General features: G+C 74.4%; 16 protein-coding genes. 5 read left to right on the top strand and 11 right to left on the bottom strand.

Going from position 1 to position 26,366, the window contains the following annotated elements:
- Nucleotides 1-67: 67 nt before the first annotated feature.
- Complete coding sequence (locus QUY26_RS05380; RefSeq protein ID WP_289943959.1) at nt 68-1,069, top strand: ATP-binding cassette domain-containing protein; 1,002 nt, start codon at nt 68-70, stop codon at nt 1,067-1,069.
- Nucleotides 1,066-1,869, top strand: a complete 804-nt coding sequence (locus tag QUY26_RS05375; protein ID WP_289943958.1) for an ABC transporter permease — start codon at nt 1,066-1,068, stop codon at nt 1,867-1,869. Before QUY26_RS05380 ends, QUY26_RS05375 begins: the two co-directional genes overlap by 4 nt.
- 136 nt (nt 1,870-2,005) lie before the next feature.
- Here the strand turns inward: QUY26_RS05375 and QUY26_RS05370 are convergent, their stop codons facing one another.
- Nucleotides 2,006-3,547 (bottom strand): amidohydrolase family protein, encoded by a 1,542-nt coding sequence (locus QUY26_RS05370; protein ID WP_289943957.1) that lies wholly within the window; start codon nt 3,545-3,547, stop codon nt 2,006-2,008.
- A 273-nt stretch (nt 3,548-3,820) separates the two neighbouring features.
- Here QUY26_RS05370 and QUY26_RS05365 point away from each other — a divergent pair, with 273 nt between their 5' ends.
- Nucleotides 3,821-4,831 (top strand): Ppx/GppA phosphatase family protein, encoded by a 1,011-nt coding sequence (locus tag QUY26_RS05365; RefSeq protein ID WP_289943956.1) that lies wholly within the window; start codon nt 3,821-3,823, stop codon nt 4,829-4,831.
- A 63-nt stretch (nt 4,832-4,894) separates the two neighbouring features.
- Here the strand turns inward: QUY26_RS05365 and QUY26_RS05360 are convergent, their stop codons facing one another.
- The 10 genes from QUY26_RS05360 to QUY26_RS05315 form a co-directional block, all read right to left on the bottom strand.
- Nucleotides 4,895-6,070 carry an aromatic ring-hydroxylating oxygenase subunit alpha gene (locus tag QUY26_RS05360; protein WP_289943955.1) on the bottom strand — a complete coding sequence of 392 codons (1,176 nt, stop codon included), beginning with the start codon at nt 6,068-6,070 and terminating at the stop codon, nt 4,895-4,897.
- A gap of 69 nt (nt 6,071-6,139) precedes the next feature.
- Nucleotides 6,140-8,875, bottom strand: coding sequence for a PEP/pyruvate-binding domain-containing protein (locus QUY26_RS05355; protein ID WP_289943954.1), 2,736 nt, complete (start codon nt 8,873-8,875; stop codon nt 6,140-6,142).
- On the bottom strand, nt 8,872-10,017 hold the full coding sequence (locus tag QUY26_RS05350; protein ID WP_289943953.1) for an SAM-dependent methyltransferase: 1,146 nt from the start codon (nt 10,015-10,017) through the stop codon (nt 8,872-8,874). The genes QUY26_RS05355 and QUY26_RS05350 overlap by 4 nt, the downstream gene beginning before the upstream one ends.
- A complete protein-coding gene (locus QUY26_RS05345) occupies nt 10,005-10,883 on the bottom strand; it encodes a thioesterase II family protein (protein WP_289943952.1) in 879 nt (292 codons plus the stop codon). Before QUY26_RS05345 ends, QUY26_RS05350 begins: the two co-directional genes overlap by 13 nt.
- A 46-nt stretch (nt 10,884-10,929) precedes the next feature.
- A complete protein-coding gene (locus QUY26_RS05340; protein WP_289943951.1) occupies nt 10,930-19,011 on the bottom strand; it encodes a type I polyketide synthase in 8,082 nt (2,693 codons plus the stop codon).
- A gap of 11 nt (nt 19,012-19,022) precedes the next feature.
- Nucleotides 19,023-20,738 carry an AMP-binding protein gene (locus QUY26_RS05335; RefSeq protein ID WP_289943950.1) on the bottom strand — a complete coding sequence of 572 codons (1,716 nt, stop codon included), beginning with the start codon at nt 20,736-20,738 and terminating at the stop codon, nt 19,023-19,025.
- A gap of 5 nt (nt 20,739-20,743) precedes the next feature.
- Complete coding sequence (locus QUY26_RS05330) at nt 20,744-22,708, bottom strand: aminotransferase class I/II-fold pyridoxal phosphate-dependent enzyme (RefSeq protein WP_289943949.1); 1,965 nt, start codon at nt 22,706-22,708, stop codon at nt 20,744-20,746.
- A complete protein-coding gene (locus QUY26_RS05325; RefSeq protein WP_289943948.1) occupies nt 22,705-22,965 on the bottom strand; it encodes an acyl carrier protein in 261 nt (86 codons plus the stop codon). The genes QUY26_RS05330 and QUY26_RS05325 overlap by 4 nt, the downstream gene beginning before the upstream one ends.
- Before the next feature lie 10 nt (nt 22,966-22,975).
- Complete coding sequence (locus tag QUY26_RS05320; protein WP_289943947.1) at nt 22,976-23,257, bottom strand: acyl carrier protein; 282 nt, start codon at nt 23,255-23,257, stop codon at nt 22,976-22,978.
- An 11-nt stretch (nt 23,258-23,268) separates the two neighbouring features.
- A complete protein-coding gene (locus tag QUY26_RS05315; protein ID WP_289943946.1) occupies nt 23,269-24,300 on the bottom strand; it encodes a beta-ketoacyl-ACP synthase III in 1,032 nt (343 codons plus the stop codon).
- 246 nt (nt 24,301-24,546) lie between these two features.
- Here QUY26_RS05315 and QUY26_RS05310 point away from each other — a divergent pair, with 246 nt between their 5' ends.
- On the top strand, nt 24,547-25,095 hold the full coding sequence (locus QUY26_RS05310; RefSeq protein ID WP_289943945.1) for an acyl carrier protein: 549 nt from the start codon (nt 24,547-24,549) through the stop codon (nt 25,093-25,095).
- Nucleotides 25,092-26,336 (top strand): beta-ketoacyl-[acyl-carrier-protein] synthase family protein, encoded by a 1,245-nt coding sequence (locus tag QUY26_RS05305; RefSeq protein WP_289943944.1) that lies wholly within the window; start codon nt 25,092-25,094, stop codon nt 26,334-26,336. Before QUY26_RS05310 ends, QUY26_RS05305 begins: the two co-directional genes overlap by 4 nt.
- Nucleotides 26,337-26,366: the final 30 nt, after the last annotated feature.

The following is a 26,366-nucleotide window of genomic DNA, read 5'->3' as shown; positions in this document are numbered from 1 at the left end:
CGACCCGAGCAGGCCGCAGCAACACAGAACGACCTTTGAGACACCAATGGAAATGAGAAGGGGCACGATGACCGCCACCACCCAACCGACCGGGGCATCCAAGGGGATCACCGCCCTTGGGCTGCGCAAGTCGTACGGCGAGAAGGTCGTACTGGACGGCGTCGACCTGCAGGTCACCCCGGGCACGATCTTCTCCCTGCTCGGTCCCAACGGCGCGGGCAAGACCACCACGGTGCAGATCCTCTCCACGCTGATCAGCGCGGACGAGGGCCAGTGCACGGTCGCCGGGCACTCCCTCGAGCAGGACCCGGACGCGGTGCGCTCCGAGATCGGTGTCACCGGGCAGTTCGCGGCGGTGGACGGTCTGCTGACCGCTGAGGAGAACCTGTTCCTGATAGCCGACCTGCTGCACCTCGACAAGGCCGAGGGCCAGCGCCGTGCGGCCGAACTCCTGGAGCGCTTCGACCTGACCGATGTCGCGAAGAAGCCCGCGTCCGCCTTCTCCGGTGGTATGCGCCGCAAGCTGGACCTGGCGATGACCCTGGTCGGCCGCCCCAGCGTCATCTTCCTCGACGAGCCGACGACGGGTCTGGACCCGCGCAGCCGTCGCACGATGTGGGACATGATCCGCGACCTGGTCGCGGGCGGCACCACCATCTTCCTCACCACCCAGTACCTCGAAGAGGCCGATCAGCTCGCCGACCGCATCGCGGTCCTGGATGGCGGCAAGATCGTGGCCGAGGGCACCGCCGAGGAGCTGAAGCGCCGCATCCCCGGCGGCTACATCAAGCTGAAGTTCAACGACGCCACCCACCACGACGCCGCCGCCCGCGCCCTCCCGCAGGCCACGCGCGACGACGAGGACCTCACGCTGCAGATCCCCAGCGACGGCAGCATCCCGGCGCTGCGCGGCGTGCTCGACGGCCTGGAGCGCTCGGGCATCCACGCCGAGGCGCTGACGGTGCACACCCCCGACCTCGACGACGTGTTCCTGGCCCTGACCGGTCAGGGCCGCAAGTCCACCTCTGACGCGAACAGCGCGACCGCTGTGAAGGAGGCTCAGCGATGAGCACCAACTCGTACGCCGTGCGTGACTCGATGACGATGCTGCGCCGCAACCTCAAGCACGCGCAGCGTTATCCGTCGATGACGGTCTCGGTCGTCGCGATGCCGATCCTGATGCTGCTGCTGTTCGTGTACGTCTTCGGCGGCGCGCTGGGCGGGGGGATCGACATCCCCGGGGTCGGTGGTGGCGGGGACCGCGGTGACTACACCAATTACGTCACGCCCGGCATCCTGCTGATGGCGATCACCTCTGGTGCGGTGTCGACGGCGGTGGCGGTGTGCTCGGACATGACCGAGGGCATCATCAACCGGTTCCGGACCATGGCGATCTCGCGGGCGTCGGTGCTGGTGGGGCATGTGGTGGGCAATGTGGTGCAGACGCTGATCAGTCTGGTCCTGGTCATCGGTGTGGCGCTGGTGGTGGGTTTCCGTCCGAACGCGAACGTGGTGGAGTGGGTGGCCGCGATCGGTCTGCTGGTCTTCCTGGCCTTCGCGCTGGCGTGGATCTCGGCGGCGATCGGTCTGGGTTCGGACAGTGTGGAGACGGCGTCGAACGCGCCGATGCCGCTGACGTTCCTGCCCTTCCTGGGTTCGGCGGTGGTGACGCCGGACTCGATGCCGGCGGGGATCCGCTGGTTCGCGGAGTACCAGCCCTTCACGCCGATGAACGAGACCCTGCGCGGTCTGATGCTGGGCACCGAGATCGGCAACGACGCCTGGATCGCCCTGGCCTGGCTCGCGGGCCTGTCGATCCTGGGCTACCTGTGGGCCAAGGCCTCCTTCAACAAGGACGCCAAGCGGTAGGAGCGCAGCTCCCCCTGAACTGAGGGTCTCGGAGTCGGCGGACTCCGAGGCCCTCGCTCTGTGCCCCGGGACTTCGGGACTTCGGACACCCTCGGGCCTCCGCGGCCCCCGGGCCCCTGGGCCGGTCCCCGGGCGCTCAGCGCCGCACCGGCCGCCCCGGCAGCGCCCCCGCCACCACCTCCCCGTCCGCCACCACCGGCGTCCCGCCGACCAGCACGTGCGTGAATCCCACCGACGGCGCGGTGCTCTCGGCGTACGTGGCCCGGTCGCCCACCGTCGCGAGGTCGAAGACGACGAGGTCGGCGTCGCAGCCGACCTGGACGCGCCCCTTGTGGCGCAGCGCGGGCACGCCCGACTCCAGGACGCGCGCCGGCAACAGCGTGGCGCGGCCGACGGCGTCCAGGAGGTCGAGGGCGCCGAGTTCGCGGACGTAGCGGCGCAGCATCCTGGCGAACGTGCCCGCGGTGCGCGGGTGGGTGACCGCGGTGCCCGGCGGCAGCGGCCACGCCAGCGGGTCCGGCGCCGGTCCCGTGAAGGTCAGCGGCATCGCGTCGGAGCCGACGACCGTGGCCGGGTGCAGCAGCGCCCGGTCGATGAACGCCCGGTCGTGCGCGTCGGCCTCGTCGAGGAAGTGCAGGACGGCGAGGGCGCCCGGGTCGGCCGCGCGCAGCTCGCGCAGCCGGTCGGTGTCGCGGACCCGCTCGCCCGTCGCCGCGATGACGACGTCGGTGACGTCGAGCCCGGCCGAGGGCAGCAGCTCCGGCGCGAGGAACGCGGCACCGACGGCGGTCATGCCCGCTCCGTACGGATACGCCTCCGTGGAGACCCGGCCGCCCTCGGAGCGGGTCCGGTCCATGAGGGCGAGGACCCGGTCGGTGTGCCGCCGGGACGTCGACGTCACATGGCAGTAGTGGGCGTGCACCCCGGTCTCGCCCGCCGCCCGCGCGATCTCCTCCGCGCCGTCGACCGGGGTGTCCGCGACCTGCTCGACGAGGCTCCGGGCGTGCGTGAAGGTCGGAAGCCCCGCGAGCGCGGCGACGCGGGCCACGGCCAGGTACTCCTCGGGCCGGATCCGGGGCGCGTAGCCGACGATCAGGCCGATGCCGAGGGCGCCGTCGGCGAGGTCGCGCCGCAACAGTTCGAGCAGCGCGTCCTCCTGGGGCCGACGGGCCTCGCGCTGCCAGGCCGCGTTGCCCAGGTGGTCAAGGGCGGCCGCCGCTCCGCCGCCGTGCGGCAGCGCCCCGACGGCGGCCATGCGGGCCTGCGCCCAGGACGCGGAGAAGCCGTAGTTGAGCGGTCGGCCCTCGACGGCGGCCTGCCGGTAGGCCTCCGCGACGGGGGAGAGGCCTAGCTCCAGCTCCAGGGCCGTCGTCACCCCGTCGAGGGCCTGCAGGCGGTGTCCCGCCACGGTGTGCGAGTGGCTGTGCAGGTCGATGAAGCCCGGGGCGACGACCAGGCCCGTCACGTCGAGCGTCCGACGGGCGGCAAGACGCCACGGCGGCCGCGGGGAAGCCTCGGGAGCGGGGGCGGCCGGTGCCGTCGGCGAGACCGCCGAGATCGTCCCCGCGGTCACGGCCACGTCGGCGATCCGGTCGAGACCGGTCTCGGGATCGATGACCCGGCCCCCGCGCAGGACCAGATCATGGAGGTGTCCGGGCGGTGCGGCAGCAGCAGTCATGCGCCCACGCTAGGCCCCGCCCGCGCCCCCTCCCGACAGCTTCCCTCGGTTTCCCTCGGCCTCCGTCGGCTTCCCTCCTGTTCCCTCGGCCTTCGGCCGCGTTTGGAGCGGGGGATGCTTCAACCGACTGGGAGCCGCCAACGGATCAGGGGGCGAAATGACCTTTCCCCGCGCGACGGTTGACGAAAGGATGTCGTACGGAAGAAGTATGAGGAAACGACAGGTGACCGAATCGTGGTGCGTGTCGGATCGCGCCGGGGGTACTGAGGGCTCATGCGAGTGAGCGTGCTGGATGTCGGATCGCGCACGGTGCGCCTCGTGGTGGCGGACGCCGCCGGCGGGGCGCCGCTGCCCGTGCACACCGCGAAGTGGCGGCTGCGCCTGTCCGAGCGGGTGGAGCCCGGCGGCCCGCTGGACGAGGAGGCCGTGCGGCACCTCGTGCGCGCCGTCGACGAGGCCGCGGCGACGGCCGAACGGTGGGGCGCCGACGAGCCGTTGGCCTTCGCGACCGCGGTGGTGCGGGACGCGCCCAACCGCCTCGACGTGCTGCGGGCCGTCCGCGCGAGCACCGGCGTCGGCCTCTGCACGCTGCCCGGTGAGCTGGAGGCGGAGCTGACGTTCCTCGGCGCGCGGCGGTGGCTGGGCTGGCAGGCGGGGCCGCTCGTCCTGTTCGACATCGGCGGCGGCTCGCTGGAGGTGGCGTTCGGGCGGGGGCGGCTGCCGGACTTCGTGGCGAGCCTGCCGCTCGGCGCGAACCGCCTGACGCACGAGTTCCTGCAGGACGCGGACCCGCCGTCCCCGCAGGCGGTCAAGGAGCTGCGGCGCCGGGTGCGCCACCAACTGCGGGACGTGGCCGCACGGATCCGCTGGGAGGGGCCCCGCTCCGCCGTCGCCACCTCACGGACGTTCCAGCAACTGGCCCGCCTGACCGGTGAAGTGCCAGGACGGCGCGGCCTGTTCGCGTCCCGGCGCCTGAAGCGGTCCGCGCTGCGCCGGGCCAAGGACCAGCTCGCGCTGCTGCCCGCGCACGAACGCGCCCAGCTGCCGGGGATCTCGGCGCCGCGGGCGGCCCAGAGCCTGGCCGGGGCGGTCGTCGGGCACACGGCCATGAAACTCATGGGCGTGAAGTCGGCGGACATCTGCCCCTGGGCGGTCCGCGAGGGCATCCTGCTGCGCCACATCGAGGAGGGCGCCCAGTGGTGGGCGGGCGTCACGAGCGAGCTCACCGACGGCGAGAGCCGCCGTCGCACGGGCCGGCTCTCGCTGCGGGTCGCCTCGTCCTGACCCGCGCCGCGGCCCCGCGCACGGTGCACGCTCCGGCCGTCCGCGCCGGAACGCGCACCGGGGTCAGGGCGCGGACCTGCTGAGACCGCCCGCGCGGGCACCCTTCCCGGACCGCTCGGCGCCGCCGTTCCCGTTCGCGCCGTCGGCCCCGTCGCCGGTGCCCGCCCCGTGCCCGTTCGCCCCGCCCGCCACGGGGACCGCCACCGGCCCTTCGGCGCGCGCCTCCGCCTTCAACCGGTCCCGCATCTGCAGGTACTTGGCATTCATCTCGTCGACGGCGATGAACTTGTTCACCCCGCGCTCGCTGACCTTCGGCTCCTGGCGCGCCATGATGTCGTTGTCCTGCCGGTCCTGGACGTACTGCTCCATCATCAGCGACAGACGCAGCACCAGCGGCCGCAGCGGCTTGACGGGCACCATCCACTTGAGCAGCGGGTACTCGTACAGCCGCATGATCGCCTGGGTGTGATGCTCGTCGATGGGCACGAGCCAGGTCGTGACCTCCAGGAGACCCTGGCGCACGTGCGTCATGCACGGGGCCTGGTAGATCAGGTCGAAGTGCCAGGTGTTGTCGGGGTTGCCCTCCTCGCACTGGTCGAAGGTGTTGCGGATGATCGTGCCCTCGACGTCCACGCGATGGTTGACGATCTTGTTGGCGGCGATGTACCGCTCCCGGCCGTCCGTCCACAGCTTCTTCCAACTGCCGTACATGAACGTGTAGTCGATGATGTTCGCCCAGTGGTCCCGGTGCACGAACGTCACGTGGTAGAACTCGAGCAGGCTCTCGATGTAGCGGGTGTAGTGGACCGGGCGGCTGAAGGTGATGGTCTCGTACGGCCGCGGGTGCTCGGCGAGTTCATGAGGCAGCTCGATGTCCGGCAGCTGCGCGCGCCTGTCGCCCCACCACAGCCACACCAGGTCGTACTTCTCGCGCACTTCGTAGGTGTCGACCCGCAGCGACGCCGGGACCCGGCCCTCGGCGCCGAGCGCGGGCACCAGCTTGCACGCCCCGTCGGTGCCGAACCGGAAGCCGTGGTAGGGACAGGCCACCGAATTGCCCACGAGGCGGCCGTCGGAGAGGTTCGCGCCCTTGTGGGGGCAGCGCGCGGACTGGCAGACGAGACGGCCGCGCAGGTCACGCCAGAGCACCAGCTCCTCGCCCATGCGGCGCACGCCGGTCGGCGCGTCACGTTTGATGTCTTCGGTCCGCAGAATCGGATACCACTGGTTCGGGATCATCTGGAACTTCCTGCCTTCCTCGGGAACGTGCTGCCTTCCTCGGGGTTCCTCGGGGCCTTTTCGGCGCGCTCAGCCCTCCACGACCTCGACGACGCCCGTGTCGCCGTCGACCATGACCATGTCGCCGGTGTTGATCACCTGGGTGGCGTGCTTGGTGTTGACCACCGAGGGCACGTTGAACTCCCGCGACACGATGGAGCTGTGCGAGAGCATCGAGCCGATGTCGGTGACCACGCCGCCCGCGATGGCGAACAGCGGCGTCCAGGACGCGTCGGTGTGCCGGGTCACGAGGATCTCGCCCGCCTGGAACTCGTCGGCCTGCCACACCAGGTCCTCCACGATGCGGGCCCTGCCGACGATCCGCCCCGGGCTCGAACCGAGCCCGTCCAGGCGCGCCCCGTCCTTCACGGGCCGCACCGCGCGGGTGCCGTCGTGCTCGCCGACGAAGGTGAGCGGCGGCTCCGGCAGCCGGTTGTGGTACTCGTGCACGCGCCGCCGCTCCTCGATCGCGGACCGCGCGAACGCCTCGCGCAGGGGCAGCTCACCGGCGAGCCAGCGGCGCACATCCGCGAAGTCGAGGAACGCCACCTCGTCCAGGGAGTGCAGCACCCCCTCCGCGACGAGACGCCGGCCCACCTCGTACACCACGTTCCTGACCAGCCAGATCGACGTGATCATCGACATGCGTGTGGACTCGCGCAGCTCGCTGCACAGGGCGTACATCGAGATGACGCCCTCGATGGCCGTGCGGCGCGGCAGCGGCAGCTTCCTCAGGACCGCCCGGACGTCGCCCTCCTGGCGGGCGCGGCTGCGGCCCATGATGTCGTCGGCGGTGAAGCCGTCGGCGGCGTAGCGGCGGATCATCTGGAAGACGTAACCCGGGTCGTCGATCCAGCGCGGATGGGTGAGCTCCATCTCCTGGCGCCCCCGGGTGCCGTTGGCGCGCAGGAACGGCTCCAGCTGCGCCTGCCAGAACGCCTCGCCGTCGGGGTCGGCGCGCAGCCGGTCCGCGACCTCGTCCAGGGGCGCCGCCTCGATGATCTCCATGACCCGGGGCCTGGCCTTCGCGGCCTGCGCGACGCTCCAGATCTCCTGCGCCGACGCGACCGTGCGCAGGCTCGACATGTCCGTCTTGATGCGGTTCTGCAGGTTGTCGCCCGCGGCGCCGAGCCACTTGCCGCACAGCTCGGTGAGGATGCCGTAGAACCCGAACGCGTTGATGTAGTACGGCATGTAGCCGACGTGCGCGTCGTGGAAGTAGTCCAGATAGCGGCCTAGTTCGGCGTGCAGCTCGCGGCGGCCCATGCGGGTGAGGTCCAGTCGCCGGGCGCGGTCGAACTCGTACAGGCGACTTTCGGCCATGTCGCGGGCGCGGTCCTTCATCACCAGCATCTCGTGGGCCGTGGACCGCAGCCAGTGCGTCGTCGAGAGCAGGTCCTCCAGACCGCCGGGGAACGTCCCGAAGGGGTTCTCGTACGTGGCCAGGTCCACCTCCTCGCTGACGAAGCGGCGGGTGAAGTGGCGCTGGTCGCGGGTGGGCAGGGCCTGGCCGAGCAGATACGCGGTGTAGGAGATGTTCAGGTAGACGTGGCCCTGGAAGAAGCCCATGTGCAGGCCGACGTCGCCGGTGTCGCGCACGCCGAGCGCCGCCGCGCAGTCGCCGTGGACGTGGTCCTGGTAGTGCCGGGCGAAGCTCAGGCCGAGCGGGGTCATCAGGCCGACGAAGATCTCCCCGATGTCCATCCGCGACCACAGGGTGCCGTGTCGCACGGCCTCCGGCTGGCGCTCCAGCAGGTCCGGCAGATAGGGGCTGCGGGCGGCGTCGGAGGTCTCGGGGCGGGGCCGGGTGGTGATCGGGCGGGCCTGGAGGAGGTACAGCGTGCCGTCGCGCACCGCCCACTCGATGTCCTGTTCCGTGCCGCAGCCGTCCCGGATCTCCAGGGCGATCCGGGCGAGCGCCGCGAGCTGGTCCCGGGTCAGGCAGGGGGCGTCCCGGTCGGCGGCGTCGACCTTCGTCAGGCCGATGCGGCCGGGCGCGAGCGGCGCGCACTTGGTGACCTTGTACCGCACGCGTTCCTCGACGACGTCGAGCGTGCGGTCGTCCACCACGAAGAAGTCGCTGGACACCCTGCCCGAGACCAGGCCCTCGCCGAGCCCGCAACAGGCCTCCACGACAAGCCGGTGGGGCCTTCCGCCGACCGGGTCGACGGTGAAGAGCACCCCGCTGACGTCGGCGGGCACCATCTCCTGCACCACGACGGCGATGGAGCCCGCCGGGCCGCCCCCGGCGCGGTAGGCCGCGGCGCGGTCCGACCACAGCGACGCCCAGCAGACCTTGACCGCGTCGAGGAGGGCCGCGTCGCCCGCCACGTCGAGGACCGTGTCGTGCTGGCCCGCGAAGGACCGCTCGGCGGAGTCCTCCCGCGGCGCGGACGAGCGCACCGCGACCCGGGGGCGGCCCAGGTCCTCGTACGCGGCGAGGATCGTGCGGGCGACCGGCTCCGGGATGTCGCGGGTGAGCACCGACTCGCGGACGGCGAGGGCGGGTTCGCCACGGGCCTCGGCGGCGCGGATCTCGGCGGCGAGGCCGCTCTCGCGCAGGAAGACGTCGAAGAGCCCGGTGGTGAGGCAGAACGCGGGCGGCACCGGAAGGCCCGTGGCCGTCAGCTCGTCGAGCCGGGCCGCCTTGCCGCCGAGCTCCTCGGGCGTGGCGGTGTGCGGGCGGCCGAGCACGGCCACGAGGCCGGCGTGCGGGGCGGTGGCCTCGGCGGTGGGGGTGGAGTCGGTGGTCGCCTTCGTCGTCATGACGCGGCCTCCTCGGCGGTGGTGGGGGAGCCGGAGCGGGCCGGGGGCAGGGCGGCGGGCCCGGCCGCCGGGTTGACGCCGACGAACGAGCGGAACGCCTGGCCGGGCAGCAACCGGGTCGCCCGCACCTGCTCGAAGCCCGCCTGCCGCAGCTGGCCGGTGAGCTCGTCGGCCTGCGGCAGCGGGCCGCCGAAACCGGCGTACTCGAACCAGAGGTTGAGCACGTCCAGGCCCAGCGGGCCCCCGCCCCGGCACGAGGAGGTGAGCAGCAGCGTGCCGCCGGGGGCGAGGAAGGACCGGGCGCGGGCCAGGACCTCGGCGCGCTCCTCCTCGGGGAAGTAGTAGATGTTGTTGTGCAGCGTCACCACGTCGAACTGCGGTTGCAGGTCCAGCGTGCGCAGATCCCCGGCGCGGGTCTCGACGCGGTCGGCGAGGCCCCACTGCGCCATGTTCTTCGCGGCCTGCTCGGCGACCTCCGCCTGGAGGTCGACGGCCAGCGCCGTCAGACGCGGGTTGAGCCCGGCCGCGTACCGGACGTACGCGCCGCTGCCGCAGCCCACTTCGAGGAGCCGCACCGGCGCGGTGCGCGGCAGCACCCGGCTGATGGCCTCCTCCACGAAGCCGCGCACGACCAGGGTGGAGCGGGCGATGACCAGGCCGTCCTGGTCGGAGAGATCGAAGCGGCTGCCGTCCTTCAGCATGCGCGGGGCGTCGCGCAGCGCGGGCACGTGGAAGCGAAGGAGCTCTTCGAGGGCGCCCGCGACGGCGTCGTTGCCGACCTGCGCGAGCGCCTTGGCGGTGCGGCTGCGCAGCCGGTAGCAGCCCTCGCCGCGGTCCAGCTCGCCGAGGCGCACGCCGACGTCCAGCCAGGCGCGCAGGCGTTGCCGGTCCTCGGGCCCGCTCTCCAGGTGTTCGGCCAGGCTCTCCAGGTCGCACGGGCGCGCCGCCAGGCACCCGAGCACGCCCGAGCCCGCCGCGGCGGCGAGGAACGACGCCCGGTACAGGGGCGTGAACAGCGTCCGGTTGAGGACGAGAAGCAGCGGAAGGCGGGGGTCGGCGACGATCCGCGCCATCGCGGCGAGATCCGTGAACGGCTCCTGTGCCCGGTCCTTGACGGCCCTGGCCAGCCTCAGTAGGTCCATGTGGGGTCCCTCTCCTCGGTGGTACGGGTGAGTTCGGCGCGCAGCTCACGTAGGAGCGGAAGCCGTGCGGGTCCGGTCAGGTAGAAGTGGCCGCCCGCCACCCTGCGGTGCAGCAGCGAGGCGCTGGTGTACGCCCGCCACGCCTCGACGTGGTCCGGGGGCGCCACCGGGTCGCGGGCGGCGGAGAACGCCGTCATCGGGCAGTCGAGCGGGCGCCGCGGCCGCCAGCGGTAGCGGGCGCAGAGCGTGAGGTCGGCGCGCAGCACGGGCAGCCTGCGCTCCAGGTAGGAGCCGCCCACCCGGTCGTCGGGCTCCAGGGCGCCCAGGTCGTGCACGAGGCGCCGCAGGTCGTCGTCGCCGAGCGCCTGGTCGTCGGGGCCGCCGTACAGGTGCGGGGCCCTGCTGCCGGACGCGAACAGGTGCGTGGGGCCGGGGAGTTCGCGCGCCCGCAGCTCACAGGCGACCTCGTAGGCCAGGAGCGCGCCCATGCTGTGCCCGAACAGGGCGTGGTCGCCGACGTGTCCGGCCGCCACGAGCGCGTCGGTCACGTCACGGGCCAGCGGCTCCATGTCCGTGTACGGCTCCTCCCCGAGCCGCAGGCCGCGCCCCGGGAGCAGCACCGGTACGACCCTGACGGCGGGGCCGAGCAGGGCGGGCCAGTCGCGGAACACGGACGGGGTGCCGCCCGCGTGGCTGAAGCAGATCAGACGCGGCCGGGGGTCGGGCGCGTCCGGCGCGGGCGCGGCGGCCGGTGCGGCGCCGGGCGAGGTGGCGCCGGGCGAGGCGGCCGCTCCTGGCGGGGGCCCGAAGCCGGGGCCCGCGAACCAGGCCCGGGCCGGTGCCTGCGGCCGTTCGGTGAGGTGCACGACGGGGTTCCTCTCGGGCTCGGACTCGGGCTGAGCGGGCGGGGCCTCAGCGGGGGACGCGGGCGCGGCCCTCGGGCGAGTCGAGCCAGTCGAGGGTCAGCCGCACCCCCTCCTCGAAGCCCACGTCGCCCTTGAAGCCGAGGTCGTCGCGGGCACGGTCGACGGCGTAGGACTGGTCGCGGTCGAAGAGGTGCACCGCGTGCCGGGTCAGGACCGGTCGGGACTTGATCCGCAGCGCCCCGTACACCCCCTCCGACAGCGTCGCGACGCCGCGCGCCAGCGGCGCGGGCAGGCTCAGTGAGGGCGGCTTCACGCCGAGGCCGCGGGCCAGCGCCTCGACGTACGCGCGCCACGTCGTGCGGTCGGGATCGCGCAGGTTGTACGTGCGGCCCGCGGCGGCCTCGGTCGCGCAGGCGGCGATCATCGCGTCGGCCGCGTTGGTCACGTACAGGAGTCCGGCCGGTACGTCGCCGCCCCGGATGCACACCATCTGACGGCTCAGGAGCAGCGTCGCGATCTCGACCACGAAGTCCTTGCTGCGCGGCCCGTACACGCTCACCGGCCGCACCACGGTCAGCGGCAGACCCGCGCGGGCCGCGGTCTCGCGCACGGCCTGCTCGCCGAGGAGCTTGCTGCGGTTGTACGGCAGGCCGATGTCGCGCGGCGGGGTGTCCTCGTCGCAGGGCCGCACCGGGTAGCCGTACACGTCGGTGGTGCTCACGTGCAGGAAGCGCTCGACGGTGCCCGCGTGCCGCGCGGCGTCGACGAGGTTGCGGCTGCCGTCGACGTTGACCCGCTGGAAGTCCGCCCACGGGCCCCAGTCGGCCGACAGGCCCGTGCAGTTGTACACGTGCCGCACCCCGGCCGCCGCCCGCCGCAGGCTGTCGGGATCGCCGAGGTCGCCCACGGCCACGTCGACGTCGAACTCCGCGAACGCCGAGCGGTCGCTGCCCTCGCGGACCAGGGCCCGCACGCGGTGACCGCGTTCGGCGAGGCGGCGGGTGAGGTGGCCGCCGATGAAGCCGCCCGCGCCCGCCACGAGGACGTCCGGGGCGGACGGGGCGGACGGGGCGGACAGGGCGGACGGGACGGCGGCGGGCGTGGGGGAGGGGGTGGTGTCGGGCCCGGCCCTGGTGACCGGTGCTGTCGCGCCCGGCGCCGCCGCTTCGTGGTCCGGTCCGGCCGCGTGGTCCGCGTGGTCCGCGTGGTCCGCGGGCTCCGCAGGGCGCGCCGCCGTCCCGGTGCGCCCCGCCGTCCGCGAGGTCCCGTTCGTCCGCTTGAGTTCAGCCATGGCTCGCCCCAACAGGTCCAGTGCGCGGTCGAGTTCTTGCTCGGTGTGATCGGCGTTGACGAAGAAGCGCAGGCGGCACTCGTCGCGGGGGACGGCGGGGTGGCCGATCGGCATCACGTTCACGCCGAGGCGCAGCAGCGCGTTGGAGAGCGCCATGGTCTCCTCCCAGCCGCCGATGACGACCGGGACCACCGCCGACGCCCGCGACACGCCGATGTCGTGGCCGCGGGCGCGGGCCCCGTCGCGGAAGTGCTCGGCGAGGTGCCGCAGCCGCGCCACGCGCTCCGGCTCGTCGCGCACGACCCGCAGCGCCTCCAGGGCGGCGGCCGTGTTGGCGGGCGAGATGCCGGTGCTGAAGATGTGCAGCGGAGCGGTGAACTTCAGGTACTCCACGAGCGGGCGCCGCGCCGCCACATAGCCGCCGAGACTGCCGACGGCCTTGCTGAGCGTGCCCATCCACAGGTCGACGTCGGCGCGGTCGACGCCGAAGTACTCCCCGATGCCGCGCCCCGTGCGGCCGAGCACCCCGAGCGAGTGGGCCTCGTCGACCATCAGCATCGCGCCGTGCCGCTTCTTCACGTCGATGAACTTCGGCAGGTCCGGCAGGTCGCCGTCCTGGCTGTAGGCGCCCTCGACGAGGACGAGGGCGCGGCGCGCCCGCGCCCGGGACGCGCCGAGCAGCCGGTCGAGCGCGCGCCAGTCGTTGTGCGGGAACGGCCTGCGCCGGGCGCCGGACAGGACGCTGCCGCGCACCGCGCTGTCGTGGATCCACTCGTCGTGCAGGATCAGGTCCTCGGGGCCGAAGAGGTGCCCGATGGTCGCGACGTTCGTGGCGTGCCCGCCCGCGAACACGATCGCGGCCTCGGTGCCGAGGAACGCGGCGATCTCGGCGTCGAGCCGGTGGTGCAGCGGCGTCTCGCCGAAGAGGAGCGGCGTCGCCGAGCAGGACGTGCCGTAGCGGTCGACGGCGGCGCGGGCCGCCGCGCGGACCCGTGGATGGTGGGAGAGACCGAGGTAGTTGAAGGCGGCGAAGTTGAGGACGGGGCGGCCGTCCACGCAGGACCGGGCGCTGTTGAAGCCCTCGTGCGTACGCCCGTAGGGGTTGTCGCCGTCGGCCGTGGCCTGCCGCAGGCGACCGCGCAGTTCGGCGTACTCGGGCCATTCCTCGAAGACGCGCTCCTGGCGCACGACGGGTGCGGTCTCCTCGCCGGGCGCGCCGGCGACGGGTGCCTCGGCGATGGCGGCCGTCTCGTCCGCCACGGGGGCGGCGTCCGCCAGGAGGTCGGCGAGCTGCTCCACGGTCGGGTCCTCGGGCAGCCGCTCCCTGTCGCTGTTCAGATGCCCGGGGAACCGTCGTGCCAGGGCCCGTTCCAGCTCGGCGCGCATCAGCGAGTCGAAGCCGAGGTCCGCGCCGAGCCGGGCGTCGCGCGGAATCTGCGCCACGGCGTACCCGCAGACGCGGGACACCTGCGCGAGCACTTCCTGGCGCCCGGGCCGGTGGGCGTCCGCCGCCGGGGGCGCGAGGGGCGCCGCTCGCGGTACGTCCAGGGGCTCTTGTGGTACGGACGCGGGCTCTTGGGCCGGTCGGCGGGGCTCTCGCGGTACGACCAGGGGCTCCCGCGGCACGGACCCGGGTTCCCGCGCCGCGTGCACGGGCTCCCGTGCCACGCGTACGGGCCCGTGCCCCGCCGCGACCGCGTCCGCCGCGGCACCCTCACCGCCGGACTCCGCCCCGCCCGGCGTGAACCAGTACGGCTCCCGCTCCCACACCGCGTGCGGCACCGGCACCCGCGGTGCCCGCCGCCCCGCGTCGAGCGCCGCCCAGTCCACCGTGCCGCCCGCGCAGTGCAGCCGCCCCAGGGACGTCAGCAGCGTCTCCCAGTCGCCCGTCGCGCCGGGCGCGGCCCCGTCCCTGCCCCGCCGCAGCGACGGCAGCCACAGCGCGGGCCGCGTGCCGGGCCCGGCGTCGGCGGGAGCCGTCGCGCGGCCCAGGCCGAGCAGCGTCGGGTGCGGGCCGAGCTCGACGTACGCGGTGCAGCCGAGGCGCCGCAGGGTGGTGAGGCCGTCGGCGAAGCGCACGGTGCCGAGGAGATGGTCCACCAGGGCGTCGGCGTCGATCCGGCCGACGGGCTCACCGGTGGCGTCCGACACCCAGGTGATCGCGGGCTCGGCGAAGCGCACGCGGCGGGCGGCGGCGCGCAGCGGCTCGGCGGCACCCGCCATCAGCGGCGAGTGGAAGGCACCCGAGACCGCGAGCGGCTTGACGACGACGAACCGCTCCGTGAGCTCCGCGCGCGCCCGCTCGACCTCCGCGCGGTCCCCGGAGAGCACCAGGTGGGTGGGCGCGTTGACGGCGGCCACCGCCAACGTCCCGTACCGCGAGGCCACTTCCCGCACCGTCTCGGGATCCCCGACGCAGGAGGCCATCGCGCCGTCGCCCGGCTGCTCCTCCATGAGCCGTCCGCGGGTCGCGGCGAGCGTGAGGGCGTCCTCGAAGGCCAGCGCGCCGGACACGCACGCGGCGGCGTACGCGCCCACGCTGTGTCCGAGCACGGCGGTGGGCCGCACGCCGAGGGACCGCCACAGCTCGGCGAGCGCGATCTCCAGGGCGACGAGGGCGGGTTGGCAGTACCGGGTGGCGCGCAGCCGGTCCGCGCCGTCGGGCGCGAACAGGATGTCGGTCAGGGGGGCGCCCAGGTGCGGGCGCAGCACGTCGTCCGCCCGGTCGAGGGAGCGGGCGAACGGCTCGTGCGTGTCGTACAGGCCCTTGCCCATGCCCGGGTACTGCGTGCCCTGGCCGCTGAACAGGAACGCCGTGCGCGGCTCGGGCCCGTGCCCGGCGGTGTCGCGCACCACCGCCGTCGAGGCCTCGCCCCGGGACAGCGCGTCCAGCCCGGCGTCGAACGCTGCCGCGGACCCGCCGACGACGACCGCGCGGTGGGTGAGCGCGGCCCGGCCGGTGTGGGCGGCCCGGCACAGGTCGGCGAGGGGCGCGTCGGGGTTCGCGGCCAGGTGGGTGCGCCAGCGCCGGGCCAGGGTGGTGAGGGCGGTCGGGGTGTGGCCGGACAGGCACAGGGCGTGCGCCGGCCGTGCGGGCGGTGCGGGTGCGGGGGCGGGCGCGGGCGGGGACTCCAGGACGACGTGGGCGTTCGCCCCGCCGAAGCCGAAGGAGCTGACGGCGGCGCGCGCCGGACCCGTGCCGGGCAGCGGCGTCAGCCGGGTCGGTACGTCAAGTCCCGCTCCGCTGAAGTCGAGTTGGCGGTTGGGCGTGGTCAGGTGCAGCGTCGGCGGCACCGCGCGCTCCCGCACGACGAGCGCCGCCTTGATGAGGCCCGCGACACCCGCGGCCGCCTCCAGGTGCCCGATGTTGGTCTTGACGGAGCCGACCAGGCAGCGGGCCCCCTCCGGGCGGCCCATGCCGTACACGGCCGCGAGGCCCTCCCACTCGACCGGGTCGCCGAGCGGCGTGCCGGTGCCGTGCGCCTCGACGTAGTCGATCTCCTTGCCGCTCAACTCGGCTCGGGCCAGGGCCTGTTCGATGACGGCGCGCTGCGCGGAACCCTTCGGCGCGGTCAGGCCGTTGGCGCGCCCGCCGTGCCCGGTGGCCGAGCCCCTGATCACCGCGTGCACGCGGTCGCCGTCGGCGAGGGCGGCCGACAGGGGCTTGAGCAGGACCAGGCCCGCGCCCTCTCCGCGCACGTAGCCGCTCGCCGCGTCGTCGAACGTGCGGCAGCGGCCGTCCGCCGCGAGCATCCCGCCGTCCGCGAACGCCACCGAGAGGCCGGGCGTGAGCATCAGGTTCACCCCGCCCGCGAGCGCCGCCCCGCACTCGCCCCGGCGCAGGCTGTCGCACGCCAGGTGGACGGCCGTCAGGGACGAGGAGCACGCCGTGTCCACGGCGAGGCTCGGGCCGCGCAGATCGAGCGCGTACGAGAGCCGGTTGGCGGCGATGGAGTGCGCGTTGCCGGTCGCGCCGTGCACGTCGACGGTGTCGATGCGGCCCATCTGGAACTCGGCGTAGTCGTGGCTGCTGATGCCGACGAACACGCCGGTGGCGGAGCCCGCGCAGGACGTCGGGTCGTGGCCCGCGTCCTCCAGCGCGGCCCAGGCCGTCTCCAGGAGCAGCCGCTGCTGCGGGTCCATCCGGACCGCTTCGCGCGCCGACAGGCCGAAGAAGCGGGCGTCGAACTCCTCGACGCCGTCGAGGAACCCGCCGAAGCCGGGCGCCGCGACCCGAGCGGCGTCCCACCGGCCGCGCGGCACCTCGGTGATCGCGTCGCGGCCGTCGCGCAGGAGCCGCCAGTAGCTGTCCGGGTCGGGCGCGCCCGGGAAGCGGCAGCCGATCCCGACGACGGCGACGGGCTCGGGCGCGCCCCCCGGACCGGCGGGGCCGGCCGCCGCCACGGTCGCGGACGTGCCAGCACGCGCCCCGGCCGCCGCCGTGTCCGCCGCGCCGAGGTGGGCGGCGATCGCGCGGATCGTCGGATGGTCGAAGACCACGGACGCGGGGATCTCACGGCCGGTGCGGGCACTGAGCTCCGCGAGGACCGCCACGGCCTGCTTGGAGTCGAGGCCGAGCGACGCGAGCGGCCGGGACGGGTCGACGGCCGTCGCGGCGAGCCCCAGGCGCTCGGCGACCCGCGCGGTCAGCCACGCCTCGACGGAGTCCGGGTCCCAGGTCCCCGCGGCGGGCACGCGCGGGGAGAGCAGCCCGGTCAGCGTGTCGACCCGCGGCCGCACGAGCAACTCCCCGACCGGGACCGGCACCCCGAGGCGCCGCTCCAGGTCCCGTGCGACGAGCAGCAGCCGGGGGTGGTCAAGGCCGAGATCGGCGAACGTGCTGGTGGCGGTGGCGGTGGCGGTGGCGGTGGCGGTGGCGGCGGGGACGTGGGCGCGCAGGACCTCGTCGACGACCGCCGCGACCGGCTGCCCCTGGCGTCGTCCGTCCGGCGCCGGGACCGGGCCGTCGCGGGTGACGCTGGCCGCCACCACCTTCAGGCCGAGGCCGAGGAAGTCCGCGCGGCAGGCCTGGCGCTGGATCTTCCCGCTGGTGGTCCGGTGCACCGTGGACCGCTTGAGCAGCACCACGGCGTGCGGTGTCACCTCGTGCTCGTCGGCGATCGCCGAGCGCAGCCGGGCGAGCAGACCCGGCGCGTCGGCTGCTCTGCGGCCGTCGATCTCGTACGCCACCACGAGCTGCTCCGCGCCGTCCACCTCGACGGCGAAGGCGGCGCCGCAGCCCGCGCGGACGGCCGGGTCGGCCCGCTCCACGGTGAGTTCGATGTCGTGGGGGTAGTGGTTGCGGCCCCGCACGATGACGACGTCCTTGGTGCGGCCGACGACGTGCAGTTGGCCGTCGCGCAGGAAGCCCAGGTCGCCGGTGCGCAGGTAGGGCGTGTCGGGCTCGTCCGCCAGGCGGGCGCCGAAGGTGGCCTCGGTGGCCTCGGGGCGACGCCAGTAGCCGCGCGCCACGCCGGCGCCCGTGAGCCACACCTCGCCGACCGTGCCCTCGTCGGCGACGCGCCGCCGGGTCGCCGCGTCCACGACCGCCACGTCCACGCCGTCGACGGCGGGGCCGCAGGCCACGACCCGCGTGACCCGGCCCCCGGCCGCCTTCCCGGCCTCGGTGGCCTCGGTGGCGCGTCCCGTGCCGAGCGCCGCCGAGTCGAACTCCCCGACGGCGGGCGGCTCGTGGGCGCGCACGCCCGTCACCATCAGGGTGGCCTCGGCCAGGCCGTAGCAGGGCAGCAGCGCGGCCCGCCGGAACCCGCACGGGGCGAATCGCTCCACGAACCGGTCGAGGGTGTCGGCCCGCACGGGCTCCGCGCCGTTCAGGGCCAGCCGCCAGTGCCGCAGGTCGAGCCGGTCGCGCTCCTCGTCGGTGATCCTGCGGACGCACGCCTCGAAGCCGAAGTTGGGGGCGACGCTGGTCGACGCCCGCGTGTCGGACAGGGCCTGGAGCCACAGCAGCGGGCGGCGCACGAACGACATCGGCGCCATCAGATGCGCGGGGAACCCGCCGTACAGCGGCGACAGGATGCCGCCGATCAGGCCCATGTCGTGGTACGGCGGCAGCCACGACACCATCTGCGAGTCCGCGTCGTGCGCCAGCCTGCGGTGGATGGCGGCGAGGTTGTGCAGCAGATTGCCGTGGCTGACCATGACGCCCTTGGGGGCGGACGTCGAGCCGGAGGTGTACTGGAGGAAGGCGAGGGAGTCGCCGTCGAGGTCCGGCGCCCGCCAGTCGTCCGCGCCCGCGGTGTCGGCACCCGCGACGTCCTCCTGCCCGCCCGGGCTCCCGTGCGGGCCGCCACCCGCCGCGCCGGATCCGCCCCCCGTCACCAGCCACCGCAGCCCCCCGAGCCCGAGCGCGGCGAGCTCGTCCTCGCGGTCGCCCGCGAACCGCGAGAGACCGCCCGTGGCCAGCGCGTGCATGGCCCGCGCGTCCCGGGCGATGGCCGCGAGCCGGGGCATGGTCTGCCCGAACCTGCGGGTGTCCGGGGGATAGGCGGGGACGGCTGTGGCGCCCGCGTACAGGCAGCCGAGGAAGCCGGCGATGTAGTCGAGGCCGGGCGGGTGCAGGAGCAGCACCGGGTCGCCCGCCGCGCCCTCGTGCTGGAGCAGCGCCGCGACGTGCCGGGCGCGCAGGTCGAGGTCGGCGAACGTCCAGGAGTGCTCGCCCGGGGCGGGTGCGCCATCTCGCGCCGGGGCGTCGGAGGTGCCGAGGAAGCGGTAGGCGAGCGCGTCCGGCCGGTGCGCGGCGTGCCGGCGCAGGAGGTCGACGAGGGTCCGGGGCTCGCCGCCGCGTTCGTGGGTCTCGGTCGGGCCTTGGGTCATGTACGTCTCCGTCACTTGCCGGGCACGGCACGCGGGGCGGGGCCGGGCGCGGGCCGGGGTGTGGGCGCCGGGCCGCCGAGGCGCCGGTAGTCGGTCTTGCCGTTGGCGTTGTGCGGCATCACGTCCAGACAGGTGGCCGAGCGGGGCAGCATGTAGCGCGGCAGGTGGCGCGCGCAGTGCCGCTTCAGCTCGATCAGGCCGGGGCGTGGGGTCTCGCCGTTGAGGGTGAAGTAGAGGGCGACAGCGGTGTCGGGGCCGCTGGTGTCGGCGACGGCGGCGGCCTCCGCGATGCCGGGGTGGCGCAGGACGGCCGCCTCGATCTCGCCGAGCTCCACGCGGTGGCCCGCGAGCTTCACCATGCGGTCCTTGCGGCCCCGGTAGACCAGGGCGGCGCTGCCGTGGCGCACGTCGTGGCTCACCAGGTCGCCGGTGGCGTGCCGGCCCCTGCGGTGCCCGGCAGCGGCGGGCTCGGCCTCCCCGCGCCAGTACCCGGGGGTCACGCAGTCGCCCTCGACGACGAGTTCACCGAACGCGTCGGGGCCGGTCAGGGCGCGGCCGTCGGCGTCGACGACGGACACCTTGGCGCCGGGCAGGGGGGTGCCGATGGGAACGGGTTCGTGGCGCGCCAGGTCCTCGGGGCGCACCCGGTGGTAGGTGCAGACGTTCGTCTCCGTCGGCCCGTACAGGTTGTAGAGCCCGGTGCCGGGCGCCAATCGCTCCGCCAGCGCCCGCAGATGGGGGATCGGGAACACCTCGCCCGCGAACAGGACGTACCGCAGGCCCCGCGCCACCTCGGGCGTGAGTGCCCCGGACACCGTGAGCAGCCGCAGCACGGACGGCACCGAGTACCAGACGCTGACGCCGTGGTCACGGATCCCGGCGGCGAGCGCGGCCACGTCGCGGGCCCGCCCGTCCGGCACGATCCACAGGCCCGCGCCCGCCGACAGGGCGGTGAACAGGTCGAACGTGGAGAGGTCGAAGTTGAACGAGGCGTGGCCCGCGAACACGTCGTCCGGCCCGACGTCCAGCTCGACGCGCGCCCACCGGATGAAGCACGCCAGGTTCCGGTAGCTGATCCGCACGCCCTTGGGGACGCCGGTCGACCCGGAGGTGTACAGGATCGCGGCGAGGTCGTCGCGGTCCAGGGGCGGAAGGAGGACGACGTGGCCCGCGGCGCCCGCGGTGAAGGCGGACCAGGTGACGGCGGGCCGGTGGGGGGCGGGGGCCGGGCGGAGCGGCCGGGGCGGGTGCGGCGTGCCCTCGCCCTCGCTCCTGGCCCCGCCCGCTGCCCCGTGCCCGTCGGGCCCGCCGCACTCGTCGACGAGCACGATCACCCGCACCGAATCCGGCAGGTGACACTCCCTCAGCGCGTCCAGGCGGCGGCTGTCCGTGACGAGCGCGACCGGCTCGGCGTCCCTGAGGATCGTCTCCACGCGGGCCACCGGCTGCCCGCCGTCCAGCGGGACGTACGCGCAGCCCGCGTGCAGGGCGCCGAGGATCGCCTCGGCGTAGCGCGGCTGCTTGTCCGTCCAGATCGCGACCCGGTCACCGACCTCGGCGCCGAGGCCGAGCAGTCCGGCGGCGACGGCTGCGACGTGCCCCGCCAGCTCGCCGTACGTACGGGTGTCGGGCCCGACGAACGCGAGCCGCGTGGACTGTTCGGCGCTTCGAGGCCACGGCTCGCGGATGAGCGCGACGTCCGAGAGATCCGTGGGCGGCTTCGTCATCGCGCTCACCCGGCCGACGGCAGGACGCCGGTCTCGCGGGCGGCGTCGACGAAGATGCCCGCGGCGGTCGACAGGTCCTCGCGGGTGTGCTCGCAGGTGACGCTGACCCGCAGCCGCGCGTCACCGAGCGGCACGCCCGGGAACACCACCGTCTGACAGAACAGGCCCCGGGCCCGCACGGCCCGGCCCATCTCCAGGGCGCGCCGTTCGTCGCCGATGACGAGCGGCAGGATGGCGCTCTCGGTGTGCTCCAGGTCGAAGCCCGCGTCGGCGAGCAGGCCGTGCAGGAAGCGGATGTTGGACCAGAGCCGGGTGATCCGCTCCGGCTCCGCCTCGATCAGGTCGAGGGCGGCGATGAGTCCGGCGGCGACCCCGGCGGGGATGCCCGCGGCGAAGACGTAGGAGTGGGCGTAGAAGCGCAGGTACTCGACGACGTCCTCGTCGCCGACGACGAAACCGCCCATGCCCGCGAGGGACTTGCTCATGGTGCCGAGCTCCAGGTCGACCTCGCCCTTGAGGCCGAAGTGCTCGGCGGTGCCCGAGCCGCGCGCGCCGAGCACCCCGGTCGCGTGCGCGTCGTCGATCAGGACGCGGGCGCCGTACTCCTTGCCGAGCCGGACGATCTCGGGCAGGTCGCAGATGTCGCCGTGCATGCTGAACACGCCGTCGGCGACGATGAGTTTGCCCGCCGTGCGGTCGTCGCAGCGCTTGAGGACGCGCTCCAGGTCCGCCATGTCGTTGTGCTGGTAGATCTTGCGGACCGCGCCGGAGAGACGGGCGCCGTCGACGATGCTCATGTGGTTGAGCTTGTCGACGACCAGCGTGTCGTAGCTCTTGACCAGCGCGGAGATGGTGCCGAGGTTGGCGGCGTAGCCACCGGGGAAGACGACGCACGCCGGGCGGCCCTTGAACGCGGCCAGGCGCCGCTCCAGCTCCTTGTGCAGCATGTTCGTGCCGCCGATGAAGCGCGAGCCGGTGTGCGTGGCACCGAAGGCGCGGGTGGCCTCGCAGACCGCCTCGATCACCTTCGGGTGGTTGGCGACGCCCAGGTAGTTGTTGGAGGCGAACATCAGGAACTCACGCCTCTGGCCGGTGAGTTCGTCGAGGATGAGGGCGCGGTTGCCGCAGCGCGAGTGCAGCGGCATGCCGTACCAGTACAGGTGCTCGGCCTCGCGGCCGCGCAGGTAGCCGCGGAAGCTGCGGGTCTTGGCGAACAGGTCGCCGTCCCGGCCCTCCACGAAGTCCTTCATGGAACGGCTGTCCCAGGGGGTGGCGCGGTCCGGGGACCCGGTTGCTGCGGCGGGCCCGGCACCGCTGTGCTCGCCCGTGCTGTCAGTGCTGTCAGTGCCGTGGGCGCCGCCGGTGCCGTCAGCGCCCTTGCTGTCGCGGTACGCCCGCAGCTCGGCGACCAGGTCGCGCAGGGACGCCGCGGTCAGGGTGCCCGCGAGGTCGTCGGGCAGGCGGAGGTCGCGGGCGCAGTCGGCGACGATCGACACCAGGACCACCGAGTCGATGCCCAGCTCGCCCTCGAAGTCGGCGTCCAGGGGCAGTTGGTCGCGCCGGTACTGGGTGTGGCGCATGGCGGCGCGCAGGACGGCGTCGAGGACGGGGTCGTCGGGGGGCGGCGCGGGCTCGGGGGAGGGGACGCCACCGTGCGCCCGGCCCTCGGCCGCGAGCGCGTCCTCGACGGCGGCCGCGAGGTCGCGGATCGTGTACAGGCCCTCGGGCAGCGGGGAGCGGAGCCCGAAGCGCTCCTTCACCAGGGCGAGGATCGACTCGTGGATGACGGAGTCGATGCCGAGATCGGCCTCGAAGTGGCTGTCGGGCAGCAGGTACGACTCGTCGTACAGCGTCCGGGCGGCGACGACGGCCACGATCTCGCGCCGCACGGCGGCGCCCTCGTGGCCTTGCGTGGTGGCTCCGTCGTCCTGCGCGGCGGCTCGGGCGCTCTGTGTGGTGGCTTCGGTCATCGCACGCTCTCCCCCTGGGCCCGCAGCCGTTCGACGAGTGCGGCGATCGTGTCGACGGATCGGAAGTTCGCCGGTGAGATCTCCCGCAGCGGCACGGTGATGCGGAAGTCGCTCTGCAGGTAGTGCACGAGGTCGAAGATCCCGGCCGAGTCGATGATGTTCAGCTCGGCGATGGGCAGGTCGGCGTCGAGGCCTTCGGCGTCGCCGTCGAGCCAGACGTCGGCGATGTAGTTGATGATCGACTGCTCGGTGCTCATGGCCGCCGCCCTACGCTCGCTCTCCGGTGGCCGACGCCGCGGCGGCGCTCGGACCGGGCACGGGCAGCCCGGCCTCGATCAGAGCCGCCACCGTCGCGACCGTGTCGCCCGGGGTCGCCGCGTCCTCACCGACGGCGACCCGGAACTCGGACTGGATGACGAGGAGCAGCTCGACGAGGAACAGCGAGTCCATGTCGAGTTCTTCGAACTTGGTGTCGGGGCCGATCTCCGCGCGGTCCACCTCGAAGCGGTCGACCAGGAGATCGACCAGCCTGTCGTACGTCTCGCTCATGCGGTTCTCCCTCAGATGTGGTCAAGACCTGGCCAGGTCAGCACCGTCGACCCCCAGGTGAGGCCCCCGCCGAACGCGGTGAGCAGCACCCGGTCGCCCGCCCGCAGGGCGCCGTCGGCGTGGGCCTGGTCCAGGGCGAGCGGGACGGACGCGGCGGCGGTGTTGCCGACGTCGGCGATGTTGCTGAAGCAGCGCGGCCGCGGGATGCCCACCTCGTCGGCCACGTGGTTGGTGATGCGCAGGTTGGCCTGGTGGCCGACCAGGTGGTCGACGTCCGCCGGCGTCCACCCGGCGCGGTCGAGGACGGCCCGCGCGGAGGCCGACATGCGCTGCACCGCGTGCCGGAAGACCTCCTTGCCGTCCATCGTGAAATAGCGTTCGCCGGGCTTCGGCGAACGGCCCGAGAGACGCTGGCGCGAGCCGCCCGCGGGCACCGTGATCAGGTCCTCGCGCCCGCCGTCACTGCCCAGGTCGAACGGGCCGAGCGCGCCCGGCTCCGCGGGATCGCCCGCGCGCAGCACCACCGCGCCCGCGCCGTCCCCGAAGATCACCGAGGTGGAGCGGTCGTCCGGGTCGAGCAACGTGGAGAACGTCTCCGCGCCGATCACCAGGACGCGGTCGGCGGCGCGGGCGGCGATCAGCCCGGCGGCCGTGGCGAGGGCGTACACGAAGCCCGTGCACACCGCCGAGACGTCGAAGGCGGCCGCCCCGGTCAGGCCGAGGCGCGCCGCGACGGCGGGCGCGGTCGCCGGGCACGGCCGGTCCGGTGTGGTGGTCGCGAGCAGCACGGCGTCCACGAGGGGCGTGCCGGACGACTTCAGGGCCTTGGCGCCCGCACCGACTGCCAGATCGGAGGTGGCGGTGCCGGGCGCGGCGAAGTACCGCTGCCGGATCCCGGTGCGGGAGCGGATCCACGCGTCGGAGCTGTCGAGGCGCGCGGCCAGCTCGTCGTTGCTCACGGCGGTCGGCGGCAGACAGCCGCCGACCCCGGTGAGCACCGCGGCACGGGTCGGCGGCGGCTGGCTCGGTGGGGGTGCGGTCACGCGTGCTCCTCGGTCTCCCGGACGGCAGGACGTGGGTGCGTTCACCGAGTCTCGCCGGGCGTGCTGACGGGGAACGGCCGCGCGTGCTGACGGCTCGCTGACCGCCCGCTGATCGCCTCCGGCGGCGCGGCGCCGGGCGGTTCCGCGGCCCCTGCGGTCAGCCATCGGTCAGCGTCCGGCGCGGCGGCCGGTCAGGCACGGCCCGCAGACTCGACCCCAGGCGATGGGAGAGGTGGGGCGCATTCGATGAGCGCGATGTACGGCAGGTTGCTCGGCGTTCTCGTCGGCCGGTTCGACGTGGACCTCGCGGAGATCACGCCCGACACCACGTTCGACGACCTCGGCATGGACTCGCTGTACCTGGTCGAGCTGTTCCTCGTCGTCCACGCCGAACTGGGCGTGGCCGTCGGCGAGGAGGCGGCGAGGCCCGGGGACACGGTCGGGGCGGTGGCGGAGGTGCTGGCGCGGAGGGCGGGGAAGGAAGGGGTGGCGCCGGTGGTGACGGCGGGGTCGGGAGGACCGGCTCAGGGGCCGGATCCGGTACGAGGACGGGCTTCGGCGGGAGCGCCGGAGCCGGTAGGAGGGCCGGACCCGGTACGAGCACCAACTCCCGTACGCGCACCGGCGCCAACACGGTCACGGACCACGCGAGCCGCACCGGCACGGACCACGCGAGCCGCACCGCCACGGACACCGCGACCAGCACCTGCCCCGGCCCCGCCCCCGGCGGCCGACCGCACCGGCCCCGCCCCCGCAGCCCCCAGCCGGCCCGTCCTTCCCACCCCCGCCTCATGACGCGCCCCGCACCCGCAGGCCGCCCGGACGACATCGCCGTCACCGGCCTCGGACTCGTCACCGCGGCGGGCATCGGCGTGGCCGACACCTGGGCCGGGGTGTGCCGCGGCCGGTCGGCGGCGGCGACCGACCCGGCTCTCGCCGGTCTTCCGGTGGACATCTCCTGCACGGTGCCGGGCTTCAGCGCCCGCCGACACGTGGGCAGGCGCAGCGCGTTGACGCAGGACCGGTTCAGCCAGCTGGCCGTCGCCGCCGCGCGCGAGGCCGTCGCGGACAGCGGGCTCGATCCGGGCACGTGGGACGGCGCCCGCGTCGGCGTCGTCGTCGGCTGCGGCCTCGGCGGCGTGGCGACCTGGGAGGCCCAGCACCGCCGCCTGCTTGACCAGGGACCGCAGGCCGTGTCGGCGCTCCTGATCCCCATGCTCGTACCGAACATGGTCGCCGGGCACCTCGCCATGGACCTGCGCGCGACCGGACCGAACCTGGTGACCGCGACGGCCTGCGCGTCCGGCGCGACCGCCGTCGGCACGGCGCTGCACCTGTTGCGCGACGGCAGCTGCGACGTGGTGGTCGCGGGCGGCGGCGAAGCCGGCGTGACGCCCCTGATGGTCACCGGCTTCGCACAGATGGGCGCGCTGTCCCGGCGACTCGACGAACCCGCCGCCGCCTCCCGGCCGTTCGACCGGGACCGGGACGGGTTCGTCATCGGCGAGGGCAGCGGCATGCTCGTCCTGGAGCGCGCGGCGGACGCACGGGCGCGCGGCGCCGTCGTCCGGGCCCGCCTCGCCGGGTACGGCGCGTCGGCCGACGCGCACCACATGACGGCGCCGGATCCGCGGGGCACCGGTGTGCTGCGCGCGCTGCGCACGGCTCTCGCGCGGGCGGGCGTGATGCCGGACGAGGTCGACCACGTCAACGCGCACGGCACGTCGACGCCCCTGAACGACGCGGCCGAGGCGGCGGTGCTGCGCAAGTTCCTCGGCACGGGCGCCGCCGTCACCTCCACCAAGGGGGTGCTCGGGCACACCCTGGGCGCGGCGGGCGCGATCGAGGCCGCCCTGACCGTCCTCGCCGTCCAGCACGGCACGGTGCCGCCGACCGCCAACCTCCACGACCAGGACCCCGACATCGAGCTGGACGTCGTCTCCGGGGCCGCGCGCCCCCGGAAGGTGGACGTCGCGGTCAGCAACTCCTTCGGCTTCGGCGGCCAGAACGCCGTCCTGGTGGTGACGGCGCCATGAACCGGGGCGCCCGCGCCACGCCCGCGCGCC

The organism is Streptomyces flavofungini, assembly GCF_030388665.1.
GTDB classification, from domain to species: Bacteria; Actinomycetota; Actinomycetes; order Streptomycetales; family Streptomycetaceae; genus Streptomyces; species Streptomyces flavofungini_A.
The sequence above is the reverse complement of the archived record's forward strand: the minus strand, read 5'-3'. Positions and strand labels throughout refer to the sequence as shown.

Bases quoted from the DNA above. Each gene is read 5' to 3' on its own strand.
- QUY26_RS05370 (WP_289943957.1), bottom strand. From the start codon at position 3,547: ATGACTGCTGCTGCCGCACCGCCCGGACACCTCCATGATCTGGTCCTG.
- QUY26_RS05380 (WP_289943959.1), top strand. From the start codon at position 68: ATGACCGCCACCACCCAACCGACCGGGGCATCCAAGGGGATCACCGCC.
- QUY26_RS05350 (WP_289943953.1), bottom strand. From the start codon at position 10,017: ATGGACCTACTGAGGCTGGCCAGGGCCGTCAAGGACCGGGCACAGGAG.
- QUY26_RS05305 (WP_289943944.1), top strand. From the start codon at position 25,092: ATGACGCGCCCCGCACCCGCAGGCCGCCCGGACGACATCGCCGTCACC.
- QUY26_RS05330 (WP_289943949.1), bottom strand. From the start codon at position 22,708: ATGACCGAAGCCACCACACAGAGCGCCCGAGCCGCCGCGCAGGACGAC.
- QUY26_RS05340 (WP_289943951.1), bottom strand. From the start codon at position 19,011: ATGACCCAAGGCCCGACCGAGACCCACGAACGCGGCGGCGAGCCCCGG.
- QUY26_RS05355 (WP_289943954.1), bottom strand. From the start codon at position 8,875: ATGACGACGAAGGCGACCACCGACTCCACCCCCACCGCCGAGGCCACC.
- QUY26_RS05335 (WP_289943950.1), bottom strand. From the start codon at position 20,738: ATGACGAAGCCGCCCACGGATCTCTCGGACGTCGCGCTCATCCGCGAG.
- QUY26_RS05320 (WP_289943947.1), bottom strand. From the start codon at position 23,257: ATGAGCGAGACGTACGACAGGCTGGTCGATCTCCTGGTCGACCGCTTC.
- QUY26_RS05310 (WP_289943945.1), top strand. From the start codon at position 24,547: ATGAGCGCGATGTACGGCAGGTTGCTCGGCGTTCTCGTCGGCCGGTTC.
- QUY26_RS05375 (WP_289943958.1), top strand. From the start codon at position 1,066: ATGAGCACCAACTCGTACGCCGTGCGTGACTCGATGACGATGCTGCGC.
- QUY26_RS05325 (WP_289943948.1), bottom strand. From the start codon at position 22,965: ATGAGCACCGAGCAGTCGATCATCAACTACATCGCCGACGTCTGGCTC.
- QUY26_RS05360 (WP_289943955.1), bottom strand. From the start codon at position 6,070: ATGATCCCGAACCAGTGGTATCCGATTCTGCGGACCGAAGACATCAAA.
- QUY26_RS05365 (WP_289943956.1), top strand. From the start codon at position 3,821: ATGCGAGTGAGCGTGCTGGATGTCGGATCGCGCACGGTGCGCCTCGTG.